We start from the raw sequence: 14,275 nt of genomic DNA, 5'->3' as shown, positions 1-14,275 counted from the left end.
ATCCCGGGCGCGGAATCAGGGCTTGTACTCGCTGCGGGTGCGGGGCAGCCACTGCGGGTGCTTCTCCCGCAGGTAGCGAACCATCGCCTCGCGCAGGTCGCAGCGGAGGTCCCAGGCGCTCGGCCCGTCGGCGGCGGACGCCTGGATCTGGATGACGACGGTCTGCGGGTTGGCATCGACCATCTGAAGCACCCACTGATGCCGGTCCCACAGCGGCGACGCCTCGATCAGGCGCTGCGCCTCGACGCGCAGGTCGTCCAGGTTGGCGGTGTGGTCGACGTGGATCTGGACCTTGCCGACCACCCGGGTCTCGTGTCGCGTCCAGTTCTGGAACGGGCGCTCGGTGAAGTAGGTCGTGGGCAGGATGAGCCGGCGGTCGTCCCAGAGCCGGATCACCACGTTAGTCAGTTTCACCTCCTCGACGCGACCCCACTCGCCGTCGATGACGAGCACGTCACCGATGTAGAGGCCGTCCGCGAAGGCGACCTGGATGCCGGCGAAGGCGTTGCCCAGCGCGGTCCGGGCGGACAGGCCGATCACGGCGCCGATCACACCGGCCGAGGTGAGCACCGAGATGCCGAACAGGCGTATCGGCTCGAAGGTGGTCATGATCAGACCGATCGCGACGATCGTGACCGCCGTCGAGGTCAACCGTCGCACCGGCCGGATCTGGGTGCGGGTGCGGCGGATCCGACGGTCGGCCATCACCCCGGCCGGCAGCCGGCTGAACGCCACGATCTCGGCGACGTGCAGCGCCCTGACCACCAGCAAGGCGACGCTGCCGATCAGCAGCAACAGGATGGCGTGCCGGCCCTCGCGCAGCCACCGGCCCGGCCCTCCCGGCAGCGCGGCGTAGAGGCCAGCGAGTAGCAGAACGGCGGTCGTCGGGCGGCGGCAGGCCTGGCGCAGCGGCGCCAGCAGCCATTTGTAGCGACCATGGGCGATCCGGTTGACGAGTACGCCGCTGAGCACGTCCACCAGCACGGCCGCCGCCACCGCGGCCAGCATGATCACCGCTCGGCCCATCAGCTGCCGTTCACCGCGATACCGATGGTCATTACTTCCGCTCCCGTCCGGGTCGTCCCCACGGCAGCGTGTCACGAGACGGCCGATCGCCGGGCGTACATCGCGACCGGCCGAAGTCCCCCGGCGGCCGCGGCACGCGGCGCCGCCGCCCGGGGCTCGGGTGGCGAGGAGGTCGCCCGTGATCATCCGCGCTAGCCGAATCCGCCGTGGGAGGCAAAAACCAGGCCGCGGTGCACACCTGGTACCCGGCCAAGTTCGGCGGAGGTCCGGTGGCGCCGTTGCGGACCGTCGCCGATGCCATTGCCACCTGGCCCGAGTACGCCACCGCCGTGGCCGTACGCCTCGACGCGCATGACCAGATCACGGTATGCGCGCCCCACGGCCCCGACGATCTGCTCGATGGGGTGTGGCGGCGCAACCCGGCCAGGGCCAGCGCGGAGATCTCCCGGCGGCGACTCGCCCGCCACCGCCCCACCGAACGCTGGCCTGGTGTCCGCGTCGTGATGTGACCCGGCGCTCGAAGCCCGCTGCCCGAGTCGACCTGCTAATCGCAGGGTGCCCCGTTGCGACATGTGAGTGCGTCTAAGGATGTCTCGTAACTCGGTGATGGCGTTGCCGCGCAACGGTTCCTGGATCAGCCGGCCAGGATGATGTTGTGGAGGTGGGCGATGCCGGATGCGGTGTCGGCCAATGTGTGGGCGGCGCGGCGGTAGTCGCGCAGGATCTTGAAGCATTTCATGCGGGCCAGGGCGTGTTCGACCTGCGCTCGGACCGAGCGATCCTGCTTGTTCAGGTCCGCCTTCCACTCGGGCAGATCACTGCCGTCAGCGGGCTTGCGGTACGGGATGATTACCTCAGGATTGCCGCGGTAGGCGCCGTCTGCCATGACCGGTCGGCCGGCCAGCTTTTAGAACTCCTAACCCCGATGATTCGCCGGTGACGGCCGCTTGTTCGACCAGGCCCGCAGCTATCGACCAATGTTGATGGAGTGCGTGGTCTGGGCGGGGGCGGCGGCGAGGTGCGTCTGTGGCAGCACCACGACGTGCTGACCTGCCAGGTCAGCGACAACGGGCCCGGGCTGGGCGAGATTGCCGTCGCGCTGCCGTCGCCTGATGGTTTCCGAGCGTCGGCAAGGTGTGACGCATCAGCTGACCGGCCACAGCCCTGGCCCGGTATGCGGTGACCAGGCGATCATGGCCGGAAAGCAGGCCCGGATGGCGCGCCCAGCTACCCAACGGCTGTCGAGACGGCACAGCGCAGCAGAGGAGTGGTATGTCTGACGAGCTCGGCGTGACAGGCACTCCCGCGTTCGTGCGCGGCTCACCGTGTGACGTCGCGGTGATCGGAGCGGGCATGGTCGGCTTGTCCACGGCCTGGTTCCTGCAGGAAGCCGGCGCACGGGTGACGGTCTACGAGCGTCATCACGCTGGCGCCGGCTCGTCGTGGGGCAACGCCGGCTGGCTGACCCCGGGGCTGACCGCCCCACTGCCGGAACCTGCGGTGCTGCGTTACGGTCTACGCGCGGTGCTCAGCGCCCGATCCCCGGTGTACCTGCCGCTGCGGGCCGACCGTGACCTGTGGCGTTTCCTGCTGTCGTTCGTGTTCTACAGCACCGCCCGGCGGTGGCGACGGGGCATGGCCGCCTACGTCCCCCTCAACGAGCGCTGCCTGGATGCCTTCGATGCCCTCGCGGCCGGCGGTGTGAGCGCCGTGACGACGCCGGCGGAACCCTTCCTGGCCTGCTTTGCCCGCGAGCGTGACAGCCGTGGGCTGCTGGACGAGCTGGAACAGATGGGCGACGCCGGTCAGGACGTCACCTTCCGCCCGGTGACCGGACAGGTGGTCCGATCGATGGAGCCCGTTCTGAGCGACCGGGTCGGTGCCGCCGTCCAGATTTTCGGGCAGCGGTACCTGAACCCTTCCGAGTTCATCCCGTCGCTGGCGGATGCGGTCCGGGCCCGCGGCGGCCGCATCCTCGACAACAGCGAGGTGACCGGTCTGCAGCCGGCAACCACGGACGTCCGCGTCACCGGCCCATTCGGGCAGCAGCGCCGCCATGACGCTGTGGTCATCGCCACCGGAGCGGCCTTCGGTGAGCTGGCGGCACGCTTCGGCGTACGTCGCCCGGTGCAGGCCGGGCGCGGCTACAGCTTCAGCGTGCCTGTCGAACGGATGCCCGCCGGCCCGCTGTACTTCCCGGCGCAGCGGGTCGCCTGTACTCCGTTGGGCAGCCGGTTGCGGGTAGCCGGGATGATGGAGTTCCGCCGGCCCGCCGACGAGTTGGACCCGCGACGCATCACCGCCGTCGTCGACGCGGTGCGGCCGTTGCTCAACGGGGTGAACCTTGATGACCGTCGCGACGAGTGGGTCGGTTCCCGGCCGTGCACTCCTGACGGCCTGCCGTTGATCGGCGCGACCGCCGCGCCGCGGGTGTTCGTCGCCGGTGGCCATGGCATGTGGGGCATCGTCCTGGGGCCGATCACCGGACAGTTGGTGGCCCAAGCGGTGCTCAAGGGTGAGGTGCCCGCGGAGCTGGCGCCGTTCGACCCGCTGCGCTAGCGGGTGCGTCAGCGCTGCCGAAGCCCCTGCCGAACGTCCGGAACGATCAATTCAAGGTGGTCCGATGCTGGTGGCGAGCTCTCGCTCGCACACCGTCACTGCGTTGGCGGCGTTCAAAGCTGTCCATCTCACGGCCCCGCGGCCGATCGCCGCAGTTTCCGACGGTTGCTCCTCGAGCAGGACGGCGACTGGGCAACGCAGCCCGCAGCCGTCGGGTCGAGACCCACGGCGAGCGAGGTAGTTCACGACACCCACCGATCGCCAGGGCGAAGCCGTTCGAGCTTCCGCCCTCTTGCTTCCCGAAGCACTTTCGGCCTCCCGACCAAAAAGCGGTACATGAGCGTCGACATCGAAGTATCCGATCAGGGCTGGCTCGCCGGCCTCCGTGCGTCGCTGAGCGAGGACTTCGCCGCCCAGACGACCGGCTCAAGGAACTGACGGAGATCTCGGCCGACACCGGCGACCCCGGCGAAGCACACAACCGGGCGGCACTGGTGACGGCCACCCGGCACAACCTCGAACAGATCACCGGTGCGCTGCGACGCATCGCCGAGGGCAGCTACGGCCGCTGCGAGAAATGCGGCGGCCTCATCCCCGCCGAACGGCTCGAAGTGCTACCGCATACCCGGTTCTGCGTCCCCTTCCAGCAGAAACACAAGGGCTGACGGAATGCCGCGGCAGCGGCCGCGCCGGCCTCGTCGCCGGCGCGGCCGCTGATCATGGCAGCACTCAGCCCCGTCACCCGGCAGCCGGATGGCGGGGCTGCCGAGTGGTTGTGACATCCACGTCGATGACGTCCAGGATGCCCAGCAGTCCCGCCAACGCGATCGCCTCGCTACGCGAGAGGGTCAGGCTGCAGGTGGCATCGGGATCGTCGCTGACGCCGTGGATCAGCTCGCGTCGACCGCCGGCGTAGTGGGTGACAACGCCGACCCGATGACCGGTGACGGTGGTGAATGCGTGGCACTCTCCGATGCCCGGCAGCGGTGTGAATTCGACGTCCATGACAAACTCCGGAAGAAGACGACCGCAACCGCGGCCGGGAAGTGGATACGGATGCGGGACCGGCCCACGTCAGTTCGTGAGTAGCCGGCGCAGGCCGGTGAGCGTGGCCAGCGGCGGTTCGGCGGGCATCGTGATGGAGCGGCCGGTCAGCGCGGCCAACCTCGCGGCGGCTCCGGCGGCGGTCGCACCACCACCGGTGAGCAGCAGCCGCCGCTGACCACCCCGCGGACGGTCGAGACGGCGCACACAGTCGGCGATCGCCGGGATCCGGTCGACGGATCCGGCGTCATCGACACGCTCCGCCGCGACGATGCTGCGGTCACAGATGCGTGCCACTTCGGTACGTCCGGATCCGATGTCCACCACGACCACGTCACCGCCCGGGTCAGGACGGCAGGCCAGAGCAGCCGCGAGTGGCTCCTCCACTGCATTGACCCGTCCACCGACGGCACGGCGGACCGCGGCGACAAGCACGTTGCGCTGGCGCAGGGTCGCGGTCGCCGGCACACCGACCAGTACGGGATAGGCGGTGTCGGAAGGTAGGCGGAGATCGGCGGTCAGCAACCGGAGCAGGTGCACGCAGGCGAAGAAGTCGCGCACCACGCCGTTGCGCACCGGCCACGTGGCGGTCACACCGCGGGTCTGAGCGGTCAGCGCGGCTCGTCCGGCCACGTGCCGGTCGGTGCTGGGGCGGCAGAGCACCGTCGGTTCAGTGATCACCGTTCCAGCCTGCGGCGTCCACAGCCGGACGGTGGACGTTCCGAGGTCAAGGGCAAGGCACGACTGTACGCCCGGACGAGCGTAGGCGCCGGCGGTCAGCATGTCGTCCACCCGGGTACGTCGGGGACCAGGTGTCGAGGGCTAACGAAGGGAAGCGACGTCGCCGGCAGGTCAATGGGCATGCAGAAGCGAAAGTCATGAATGAAGGGTGGCATGGTGCTCCCAGCCAAGGGGCAGCGTCGTGTCCGACGCCGCGCAACGGGCGGCTTCAGGCGGTGAGCGTCCACGTCGGCGGGGCCCGGTCCGCCGACCACGCCGGTACACAGCCCGGGACCGCACAGCGGGTCAGCCGGAAGACGATGCACAACCCGATGTCCCGGGCGGTGGACACGACCAACACCAGCACAGCCCAGACGAGCAACGTCGGCACCGCAACTCGCCGGCCGACGCCCCCGAAGCCGCGCCCGTCATCCATGTCGGCCACCATAGCCGTCCAGAACAGGAAGGGCCACGACAGCACTCAAGCGGTCGACCGAGGTCTCGGTCATCCGGCCCGCACCGCAGCCAGTGACCGCGGGCCGGTTGCCGGGCATCGGCAACGAGCGCGACGAAGTTGCGCCGGATCCGACCGCTTTCACTGAGCTGTTCAGCGGCGACGACGGGATTCGGTAAACGCTTGTATCAATGGAAGTGATCGGTGTAACCGTGCCCGCGAACGTCCTCTCGTCCGACCAGCGCGCTGCCGGTATGTGTCGCTCTGCCCCGCAGACCGCGGTCGCGATTGGCCTCGGCAGCAGCTCGATCGGCGTCTGGGCGGCGCACCGCGGCACCATCAGCGCGCCGTGCGGGGACGCGTCTACCTCCGCCGGTTCTCTGATCCGGCGCGGCTGTATCGTCGACGCCGACGGCTGCGTGATCCTGCTGTCCCACTTGATCCGCCTTTTCAGCGAACCGGTGCCTCCGGCGGTGTCGTCGCGGCCTGCCGCCCGGTCCTAGCCGGCGAACACGACCAGACCGTGATGCGCCGCGTCGTCGAGACGGTCCTCGCACCCTCCCGCCTGGTGTTCATCGACACCGTGCGCGCCGCCGCGATCGGCTCGGGAGCAGCCGGCAGCCTGCTGGTCACCGACGTCGGAGCCCAGCTGACCGAGGTCGCCCTGCTGCACCACAGGCGGGTCGCAGCACGGCCGTGATCTCCGGAACCGACCCCCCGGCGGCGAAGCACGCCAACCGCCTGCCGCCGTACCGCCTCACACTCGCCCACCGCGCGGACAACCCACCTCATCGAAATGCCCCATCACCCGGGCCCGCGGTGATTAACGGTGACGACCACGCTGACAGGCCGAGTTGCAATGAACGAGTTGACCTTTCAAGATCCAGAACGGACCGTCCAGCGGTAACGGCGTTCCGGCCGTCCGGTGTTTCCGTACCTGAGTGTTACTGCGGCCCGGCCGACTACGGCGAAGTGTTCGAGGTAACGGCGGGCACTGACTCGGGAGATGCCGATCTGATGCGCACACTCGGCGGCGGAGAGGGTTCCCGCTTGCTTCCGGAGGATCTCCTCCACCAGTCCGGCAGTCTCTGGGCTGAGGCCGCGGGGGAGAGCGGACGAGCCGGTGATCGGGCTGCTCGACGTGAGCGCCCGGTCGATATCCCCCTGGTCGCAGACCATGCTCTTCGAGAGAGTGCTGCGCCGCGCGGCATACTGCTCGAGCCTGCCCCGCAGTTCCTCGAAGCTGAATGGTTTGAGAAGGTAGTTGACCGCGCCGTACCGCACCGCCCGGCGTACATTGTCGCTCTCCCGGGCAGCGCTGATAACGAGGACATCGCAGTCATGCCCGGCGGTGTGCAGCCTGGCGACCACGTCGAGGCCGAACATGTCCGGAAGGTGCAAGTCGAGCAGCACCAGGTCTGGGCGCAACTGCTCCACCGCGGCGATTGCCTCTTCCCCGGTGCTCGCGGTTGCCACGACCCGGAAGTCTTCGAGCCGTTCGACGAAACCGCGATGGATCCGGGCCACCCTGAAGTCATCATCAACGATCAGCACGTCGATCACGGCCCTGCCTCCAGCGGCGCTACCGACATTCGCGCGGTGAACATCGCGCCCTCCTCGGTGTTCGTCACTGCGACCTCACCACCGCGGCGGTGACAGACCATGCGGGTGAGCGCGAGGCCGATACCCCGTTCACCGCCCTCTGCCGCTTTCGTCGTGAAACCGTGGGCGAACACTTCCTGCGCCAGTCGGGGAGCGATCCCCGGCCCCGAGTCGCGGACGACGATTTCGATCGATGCGGAATCCTGACGCAACTCGACTTCTACCCACTGGTTTCCGGCGCCCGGCCTGCCGTTGATGTCCGGGCAGGCGCCCGAGTCCGCGGGGGAGACATTCCGGCCTCCTGCGACGGCTTCGACGGCGTTGTCCACGAGGTTGCCCAACACCGTACCCACATCGGCTGATACCGCCATGTCCAGCCGGCCCAACCTGGTCCGCTCAGAGATCCGCAGTTCCACGCGGCGCTCGGCGGCGACCGCCGATTTGGCCGTGAGCAGAGCTGCCACCGCAGTGTCGTGGATCCGGCTCGTCACCGCGAGGTCCAGGGAGGCGCGATGCCGGCTGAGCGCCTCGACATACCGGACCACCTCCTCGTGCTCACCGATCTGGATCAGCCCGGAGATGGTGTGCAGCTGATTCGCGAACTCGTGTGTCTGTGCGCGCAGCGACTCAGTGGTACTGCGAAAGGAACCGATCTCCTGCTCCAGGCGGGCCAGCTCGGTCCGGTCCCGCAGTGTGGTGACCGAGCCGAGCCGCCGGCCGTCCTTGTTCACCCTCATCCGGCTCATCACGAGCACCCGGCCGCCCCGCACCACGACCTGGTCCCGCGTCTCCCGCGCGCTGCCCGCCCCCGTGAGTACGTCGCGTAGCCGGCCCTCGATCCGTAGCTCCGACAGGCTGCGGCCGAGGCAATGTTCGGGCAGGTCGAGCAATCGGCGGCCGACAGAGTTGACCAGCGTGACCCGGTGTTGCGGATCGAGCGCGATGACCCCTTCGGCTAGGCCGTGCAGCAGCGCTTCCCGGTGCTCTGCCAGACCGGCGATCTCCCGCGGTTCGAGGCCGAGGGTCTGCCGCTTGATGCGCCGGGCCAGCAGCCATGATCCGAGCACTCCGAGGGCGCTGGCTATGCCGAGGTAGGTGAAGAGGTAGGACGAAGCGCCGACCAGCCGTTGCCACCAGGACGGAAGTGCCTCGCCGACCATCACCACGCCCAGATGCCGCCCGAGGTTCTCCTTCTTGCGGTCGCCCAGGACCGGCACCTGCGCCACCAGCTCGCGTGCCCCGCCCACCGCCAGCTCACCGAACCAGCTCCGACCGCCGGCGACCCTCGGATCACCGAGCACCATGAGGCTGCCGACAAGCGTTGGGTTGGTGGAGGTGACTATCTGTCCGCTGTCATCGGCGACGCTGACGGTGGTCACGTTTGCCTGAACCGGCAGGTTCTGCACCAGGGACGCGATCGTCTCCCCGGGCGCCGGCCGGTCGAGGCGGTCCCGTAGCAGCGGGTTCCCGGCGAGTTGTTCGCCGAGGGCAGCAACACGGCGGCCTTCGACCCGGTTGAAGGTGGCCGCCGACTGCGCCAGCGACACGGCCGCCACCGCTGCGAGCACCACGACGATGATCGCGAGTTGGAGAGCGAGCAACTGCCCGGCGAGCGTACGACGCCGAGGCATGACCGCGACCACAACGACCTCAACTTCCGCTGGTGACACAAGGCAGACGGGGACCCTGCGTCGGGGTCATCATCTTGCCGCCGGTCTGAATCGAAACGGAAGAGAAACATGATGGCAACCAGAAGAAATGCGCTACTCGTGGGCGTCTCCGTAACCATGGCGCTTGCCCTGGTGGGCTGCGGCGCCACGGCAGAAGAGGGCGAGGCGGGCGTGGGCGGCGACGGCAAGCCGATCACCGGTCTACGCATCATGGTGCCGAACAGCCCCGGTGGTGGATACGACACCACGGCCCGCACGGCGGCGAAGGTGATGGAGGATGCCAAGATCGCCGCTGGCGTGCAGGTGTTCAACCTGCCCGGAGCGGGCGGCACGGTCGGACTGCAGCGCATCGTGAACGAGAAGGGCAACGGCAAGCTTGCGATGCAGATGGGGCTGGGGGTGGTCGGCGCCTCGTACACCTCGAAGTCGTCGGCCACTCTGACCGATACCACCCCGCTGGCCAAAATGATCGAGGAAGCAGGCGCGGTCGTCGTGCCGAAGGACTCGCCGTACCGGACGATCAACGACTTGGTCACGGCCTGGAAGGCCAACCCGGAGGGCCTCGCTGTCGGCGGCGGCTCGTCTCCCGGAGGCCCCGACCACCTGCTGCCGATGCAATTGGCCAAGACCATCGGCATCGACCCGCGACAGGTCAACTACATCTCGTACGACGGCGGAGGCGAGCTACTGCCAGCCTTGCTCGGAGGCAAGGTGGCCTTCGGCGCAAGTGGGTTCGGGGAGTTCCTCGATCAGGTCGAGGCCGGGCAGCTCCGGGTTCTCGCGGTGACCAGCGAAGCGCCGGTCGACGCGCTTCCGGAGGTACCGACGCTGAAGTCCGCAGGTATCGACCTCGTCTTCACCAACTGGCGGGGCATCGTCGCACCGCCCGGCATCAGCGACGCTGACAAGAAGCTGTGGATCGATGCGTTGACCAGGATGCACGACTCCGCCGAGTGGAAGACCGAGCTCACCAAGCGGGGCTGGACTGACGCGTTCGTCACAGGCGATCAGTTCGCCGCCTTCCTCACCCAGCAGGACAAGTCGGTGGCTGACCTGCTCAAGCAGCTCGGCCTGGCATGACCGGCCGGCCGAGCCGATCGGATCGGGACGGCGGTTCGCCGTCTCGGTTCCCGGCGTTGTCTGACATCCCGATCCAGCCCGCGCCCGAGCCGTCGGACGCGGTACGAGCGGACGACGCTCCGCGTTCCGCAGCGGATGCGTCGAAGCCGGACCGCGCACAGTACGTCGTCTGCGTCTTCCTGGCGCTGGTCGGGGTCATGGTTGTCGTCGACGCGACCCAGATCGGTCAGGCGGTGAGCAGCACCGACCCGCTCGGCCCACGGCCGGTGCCGATCCTGCTCGGAACGCTGCTCATGGTCGTCGCGGTGGTCTACGCCGTTGATGTGGCTCGTGGCGGCGTCGGTGAGCCGGAGGCTGGCGAGGACGTCGACCTGGCCACTCCTGTCGACTGGCGCACCGTCCTGCTTCTCGTCGCGGCGTTCCTGACCAACGCAGTGTTGATCGAGCCGCTCGGCTGGGTGATCAGTGGCGCGTTGCTCTTCTGGGGTACGGCGTTCGCGCTCGGCAGCCGCGACCACGTCCGGAACCTGCTGATCGCCGTGGGGCTCTCGCTCATCACGTTCTACACATTCGCCATCGGGCTTGGCATCAACCTGCCCGCTGGCGTGCTGCGAGGAGTCCTGTAGATGCAGAACCTCCATTCGCTTCTCGACGGGTTCGCCCACGTGGCGACGCCGATGAACCTGCTCATCGCGCTTCTCGGTGTCACCATCGGCACCGCGGTCGGTGTACTACCGGGCATCGGCCCCGCGATGACAGTGGCGCTGCTGCTGCCTGTGACGTACGGCATGGAGCCCACGCAGGCCTTCATCATGTTCGCCGGCATCTTCTACGGCGGAATGTACGGCGGATCGACCACGTCGATCCTGCTCAACACTCCCGGTGAGTCCTCGTCGGTGGTGACCGCGATCGAGGGCAACAAGATGGCCAAGGCCGGCCGGGCAGCGCAGGCGCTGGCCACCGCCGCGATCGGGTCGTTCGTCGCCGGAACCATCGCCACCCTGCTGCTGGTGGTCATCACCCCGCCGGTGGTCCGGTTCGCGGTCAGCCTCGGCGCGCCGGACTACTTCGCCCTGATGCTGCTGTCGTTCGTCGCCGTCACCTCGGTGCTGGGCGCCTCCCGGGTACGCGGTTTCGCCTCGTTGCTGATCGGCCTGGTCATCGGAGTGGTGGGGATCGACAGGGTGACCGGTCAACAACGGCTCACCTTCGGCGTGCCGCAGCTCGCAGACGGCATCGACGTGGTTGTGGTGGCTGTCGGGATCTTCGCCGTGGGCGAAGCGCTCTGGATCGCCGCGCACCTCCGACGCCGTCCGGCCGAGGTGATCCCGGTCGGCCGGCCGTGGATGGGCCGCGACGACTGGCGCCGGTCTTGGAAGCCCTGGCTGCGCGGCACCGCTTACGGATTCCCGTTCGGGGCGCTACCCGCGGGCGGCGCTGAGATACCCACGTTCCTGTCGTATGCCACCGAGAAGAAGTTGTCCAAGCACCGGGACGAGTTCGGCCGGGGAGCGATCGAAGGCGTCGCCGGCCCCGAGGCGGCCAACAACGCGTCCGCCGCCGGCACGCTGGTACCGATGCTCGCCATCGGCCTGCCCACCAACGCCACCGCCGCGGTGATGCTGGCCGCCTTCGAGCAGTACGGCATCCAACCCGGCCCGCTGCTCTTCGAGCGGGAGTCGGGTCTGGTCTGGACGCTCATCGCCAGCCTCTTCGTCGGGAACCTGCTGTTGCTGGTGCTGAATCTCCCGCTCGCGCCCGCCTGGGCGCGGCTGCTCCGGATTCCTCGACCGTATCTCTACGCCGGCATCCTCTTCTTCGCGTCGATGGGCGCGTACGCCGTCAACGCACAGCCGTTCGACCTTTTCCTGCTGCTCGTACTCGGCCTGCTCGGCTTCGGCCTGCGCCGGTTCGGGCTGCCGATCCTGCCGCTGATCGTCGGGGTGATTCTGGCTCCGCGCGCCGAACTGCAGGGCCGCCGGGCGTTGCAGCTGTCCGGTGGAGAGTGGCACGGGCTGCTGGGTGGCTGGGTGTCGGGTTTGATCTACACCACCGTGCTGGTGGTGCTCTTCTGGCCGTTGGTCCGGCGGTTCGTCCTCCGCCGGCGTGCAAGAATGGTGACAGGGTGACCGTTCTGGTGGGATACGTTCCATCCCCGATGGGAATGGCAGCCCTGCAGGCCGCGATCGGACAAGCGCGATTCCGCGACGAGCCGGTGCTCGTGGTGAACACCTCGCGGGGAGATGCCTACGTTGATCCCTGCTTCGCTCAGCAGCCCGACCTGGACGCGGTGACCCGCGAGCTGAACGCGTCCGGGGTACCGTTCGCGATCAGGCAGCTCATGCAGGGTCGGGACGCCGCCGAGGAGATAGCCGATCTCGCCGAGGCGCAGGACGTGTCGTTGGTAGTCATCGGAATCCGGCATCGAAGCCCGATCGGCAAGCTGATCCTGGGCTCGACCGCACAGGAGATCCTGCTCCGGGTCTCCTGCCCGGTCCTCGCGGTGAAGGCCGCGACGCCACGACGGATATCTCGGGCAGCGGGGCCGTCCCGCTGGCCTCTCCCCAGTGAGCCGTAGCCGCCGGGTCACCACCCCGAGCCCAATGACGGTTCATGAATGCTCGCGAAGCTTCCGCCCGCCATTGCCACCGAGACTGCGACGCTTTCTTGACGACATGCCCTCGCGCGAGGACGGGGGAGTAGCGACTACCCGGCCTGAACCCGGATGGATAGGGTGCACGCATGGATCTGGAAATCCGGCATCTCAGAGTCGTTTGCGCGATCGCCGATACCGGAAGCATCTCGAAAGCAGCATCCAGACTGGGGATCTCGCAGCCCTCCGTCACGACCCTGCTTCAGCGTGTCGAACGGATGGTCGGTCATCAGATATTCCAGCGCGGGCGCGGTGGCGCTCGATCCACCACCTTCGGAGAGCAGTTCCTCCAACGAGCCCGCCTATTGGTCGCCGAAATGGACGCGTTGAGGGGAAATATCGCCGGCCCGGCGGGCACGATCCGATTTGGATCGGTGCACATGGAGTGCGTCTCGTCTCTGTTCCATTGTCTGGAGACGAGCTTCCCGGATATCTCCTTCTCCATGTGCGTCGAGCCGTCCAGCCTGAGGCTCGCCCAGCGACTGGTGCACGGCGACCTCGATGTGGCGGTGCTGGCGATTGCGGAGTCCCATCAGATTCCACTCCCGCAGGAACTAGGTGAGCGGGTGCTCGCGTCGGCAATCCCGGTGTACGTCGCTGTCTCCAGCGCCCACCGGGCGGCGGGTCTTCGGGAGATCCCCCTGGAAGGGCTCAAAGAAGAGGCATGGATCAGGCCGCCCGGCGGAGAGGACGGTTCCCTGTCCGCCTTCTGGCAGGCGGCCCGCAAGGCAGGCTTCACCCCGCGAATCCAGTTCGACGTGCCCAGCGGCGGCGGGCGGCAGCTCGTCGGCTCCGGACGCGCCGTTCAGCTGGTGGAGCCGACCTCCCATGGCGGTCCGGGAGTCGCAGTCGTTCCCCTCGCCGGGGAACCGCTGCGCATGCACCTCACGCTCTGGTGGCATCGCCGTCGCATGAGTGCCGAACAGGCCGACCGCCTCTTCGAGGTTATCCTCGGCACCTACTCGACGTTCGCGATGGAGAGCCCCGTTTTCCAGCCGCGCTGGTCGAGGCACCCATCAGCTTGTCTGACGGCGCCTCGCGACGACGAACAGCACTCTCATCGACCAGCAAGCACGCCCCGGTGCGTGGAGGGATCGACGACCGCTATCCCGCCGAGGCGGCGGTCCGCTTGAGCCGATCGTGTGCGTCGTCGTAGGCGGTAGTAGGATGGGGGAGCACGTTGCCGAGGGCCGACCGCCCTGCCTGCGAGACGAGCTGATGAGCGTCCAGCATCTCCAGCCCCGCCAAGGATCCGACCCAGCTCACCAGATCCTGGTGAGCTATTCGATAGGCGTCATCGAGAGGACGGGCGCAGCCGATCGACATGAGATCGAGGTCGGTCTCCAACCGTGGCCAACTAATTTGCCATCCCTTGAGCCATTTTCATCGTGACGGCGCAGGTCACGGGCGGTGTGGGAGGCCGGTGTCCAGGTAGGACGAGGCTCCCGGTAAGACAGCAATCGACCA

At 68.2% G+C, this 14,275-nt stretch carries 16 protein-coding genes and 2 pseudogenes; 10 read left to right on the top strand and 8 right to left on the bottom strand.

Going from position 1 to position 14,275, the window contains the following annotated elements; all coding sequences use genetic code 11:
• Nucleotides 1–15: 15 nt before the first annotated feature.
• Nucleotides 16–1,026: a mechanosensitive ion channel family protein gene (locus tag FB454_RS32540; RefSeq protein ID WP_030274996.1), complete on the bottom strand. Its 1,011-nt coding sequence runs from the start codon at nt 1,024–1,026 to the stop codon at nt 16–18.
• A 206-nt stretch (nt 1,027–1,232) separates the two neighbouring features.
• Between FB454_RS32540 and FB454_RS32535 the strand changes: the two genes are divergently transcribed.
• Nucleotides 1,233–1,535: a nucleotidyltransferase family protein gene (locus FB454_RS32535; protein ID WP_082931039.1), complete on the top strand. Its 303-nt coding sequence runs from the start codon at nt 1,233–1,235 to the stop codon at nt 1,533–1,535.
• Between the two features lie 125 nt (nt 1,536–1,660).
• On the opposite strand, the pseudogene FB454_RS32530 reads toward FB454_RS32535, so the two are convergent.
• A pseudogene (locus tag FB454_RS32530) lies at nt 1,661–1,930 on the bottom strand (transposase family protein); the annotation flags it as partial.
• Between the two features lie 434 nt (nt 1,931–2,364).
• On the opposite strand from FB454_RS32530, the gene FB454_RS32525 reads away from it, so the two are divergent.
• Nucleotides 2,365–3,585: an NAD(P)/FAD-dependent oxidoreductase gene (locus FB454_RS32525; RefSeq protein WP_218128569.1), complete on the top strand. Its 1,221-nt coding sequence runs from the start codon at nt 2,365–2,367 to the stop codon at nt 3,583–3,585.
• A gap of 494 nt (nt 3,586–4,079) precedes the next feature.
• A complete protein-coding gene (locus tag FB454_RS35610; protein ID WP_230650302.1) occupies nt 4,080–4,250 on the top strand; it encodes a TraR/DksA family transcriptional regulator in 171 nt (56 codons plus the stop codon).
• A gap of 73 nt (nt 4,251–4,323) precedes the next feature.
• Here FB454_RS35610 and FB454_RS32515 read toward each other — a convergent pair whose 3' ends face one another.
• The 3 genes from FB454_RS32515 to FB454_RS32505 form a co-directional block, all read right to left on the bottom strand.
• Nucleotides 4,324–4,590, bottom strand: coding sequence for a cation:proton antiporter regulatory subunit (locus tag FB454_RS32515; RefSeq protein WP_030274987.1), 267 nt, complete (start codon nt 4,588–4,590; stop codon nt 4,324–4,326).
• A 69-nt stretch (nt 4,591–4,659) separates the two neighbouring features.
• Nucleotides 4,660–5,412, bottom strand: coding sequence for a rod shape-determining protein (locus tag FB454_RS32510; RefSeq protein WP_262419303.1), 753 nt, complete (start codon nt 5,410–5,412; stop codon nt 4,660–4,662).
• 166 nt (nt 5,413–5,578) lie between these two features.
• Complete coding sequence (locus FB454_RS32505; protein WP_223201179.1) at nt 5,579–5,785, bottom strand: hypothetical protein; 207 nt, start codon at nt 5,783–5,785, stop codon at nt 5,579–5,581.
• A gap of 209 nt (nt 5,786–5,994) precedes the next feature.
• On the opposite strand from FB454_RS32505, the gene FB454_RS32500 reads away from it, so the two are divergent.
• Together FB454_RS32500 and FB454_RS35140 are read left to right on the top strand one after the other, a co-directional pair.
• Nucleotides 5,995–6,306 carry a hypothetical protein gene (locus FB454_RS32500; protein WP_051611147.1) on the top strand — a complete coding sequence of 104 codons (312 nt, stop codon included), beginning with the start codon at nt 5,995–5,997 and terminating at the stop codon, nt 6,304–6,306.
• Between the two features lie 23 nt (nt 6,307–6,329).
• On the top strand, nt 6,330–6,503 hold the full coding sequence (locus FB454_RS35140) for a hypothetical protein (RefSeq protein ID WP_157539094.1): 174 nt from the start codon (nt 6,330–6,332) through the stop codon (nt 6,501–6,503).
• A 176-nt stretch (nt 6,504–6,679) separates the two neighbouring features.
• Here FB454_RS35140 and FB454_RS32495 read toward each other — a convergent pair whose 3' ends face one another.
• Together FB454_RS32495 and FB454_RS32490 are read right to left on the bottom strand one after the other, a co-directional pair.
• A complete protein-coding gene (locus FB454_RS32495) occupies nt 6,680–7,366 on the bottom strand; it encodes a response regulator (protein WP_043325443.1) in 687 nt (228 codons plus the stop codon).
• On the bottom strand, nt 7,363–9,006 hold the full coding sequence (locus FB454_RS32490) for a sensor histidine kinase (RefSeq protein WP_255368317.1): 1,644 nt from the start codon (nt 9,004–9,006) through the stop codon (nt 7,363–7,365). Before FB454_RS32490 ends, FB454_RS32495 begins: the two co-directional genes overlap by 4 nt.
• A gap of 168 nt (nt 9,007–9,174) precedes the next feature.
• On the opposite strand from FB454_RS32490, the gene FB454_RS32485 reads away from it, so the two are divergent.
• The 5 genes from FB454_RS32485 (at nt 9,175) to FB454_RS32465 (ending at nt 13,941) form a co-directional block, all read left to right on the top strand.
• A complete protein-coding gene (locus FB454_RS32485; RefSeq protein WP_232236797.1) occupies nt 9,175–10,155 on the top strand; it encodes a Bug family tripartite tricarboxylate transporter substrate binding protein in 981 nt (326 codons plus the stop codon).
• Nucleotides 10,152–10,781, top strand: coding sequence for a tripartite tricarboxylate transporter TctB family protein (locus FB454_RS32480; protein ID WP_030274982.1), 630 nt, complete (start codon nt 10,152–10,154; stop codon nt 10,779–10,781). Before FB454_RS32485 ends, FB454_RS32480 begins: the two co-directional genes overlap by 4 nt.
• Nucleotides 10,782–12,284, top strand: a complete 1,503-nt coding sequence (locus tag FB454_RS32475; protein ID WP_013476179.1) for a tripartite tricarboxylate transporter permease — start codon at nt 10,782–10,784, stop codon at nt 12,282–12,284.
• A complete protein-coding gene (locus FB454_RS32470) occupies nt 12,281–12,733 on the top strand; it encodes a universal stress protein (RefSeq protein ID WP_128137554.1) in 453 nt (150 codons plus the stop codon). Before FB454_RS32475 ends, FB454_RS32470 begins: the two co-directional genes overlap by 4 nt.
• 164 nt (nt 12,734–12,897) lie before the next feature.
• The gene (locus FB454_RS32465; RefSeq protein WP_145824160.1) at nt 12,898–13,941 is read left to right on the top strand and encodes a LysR family transcriptional regulator; all 1,044 of its coding nucleotides are present in this window, start codon (nt 12,898–12,900) and stop codon (nt 13,939–13,941) included.
• Here FB454_RS32465 and FB454_RS35605 read toward each other — a convergent pair.
• Nucleotides 13,913–14,185: pseudogene (locus tag FB454_RS35605) on the bottom strand (acetamidase/formamidase family protein); the annotation flags it as partial. The gene FB454_RS32465 and the pseudogene FB454_RS35605 sit on opposite strands and share 29 nt — an antisense overlap.
• Nucleotides 14,186–14,275: the final 90 nt, after the last annotated feature.

The sequence above is a fragment of the Micromonospora sp. CNZ297 genome (assembly GCF_007827625.1).
This window is presented reverse-complemented; position numbering and strand designations above follow the sequence as displayed.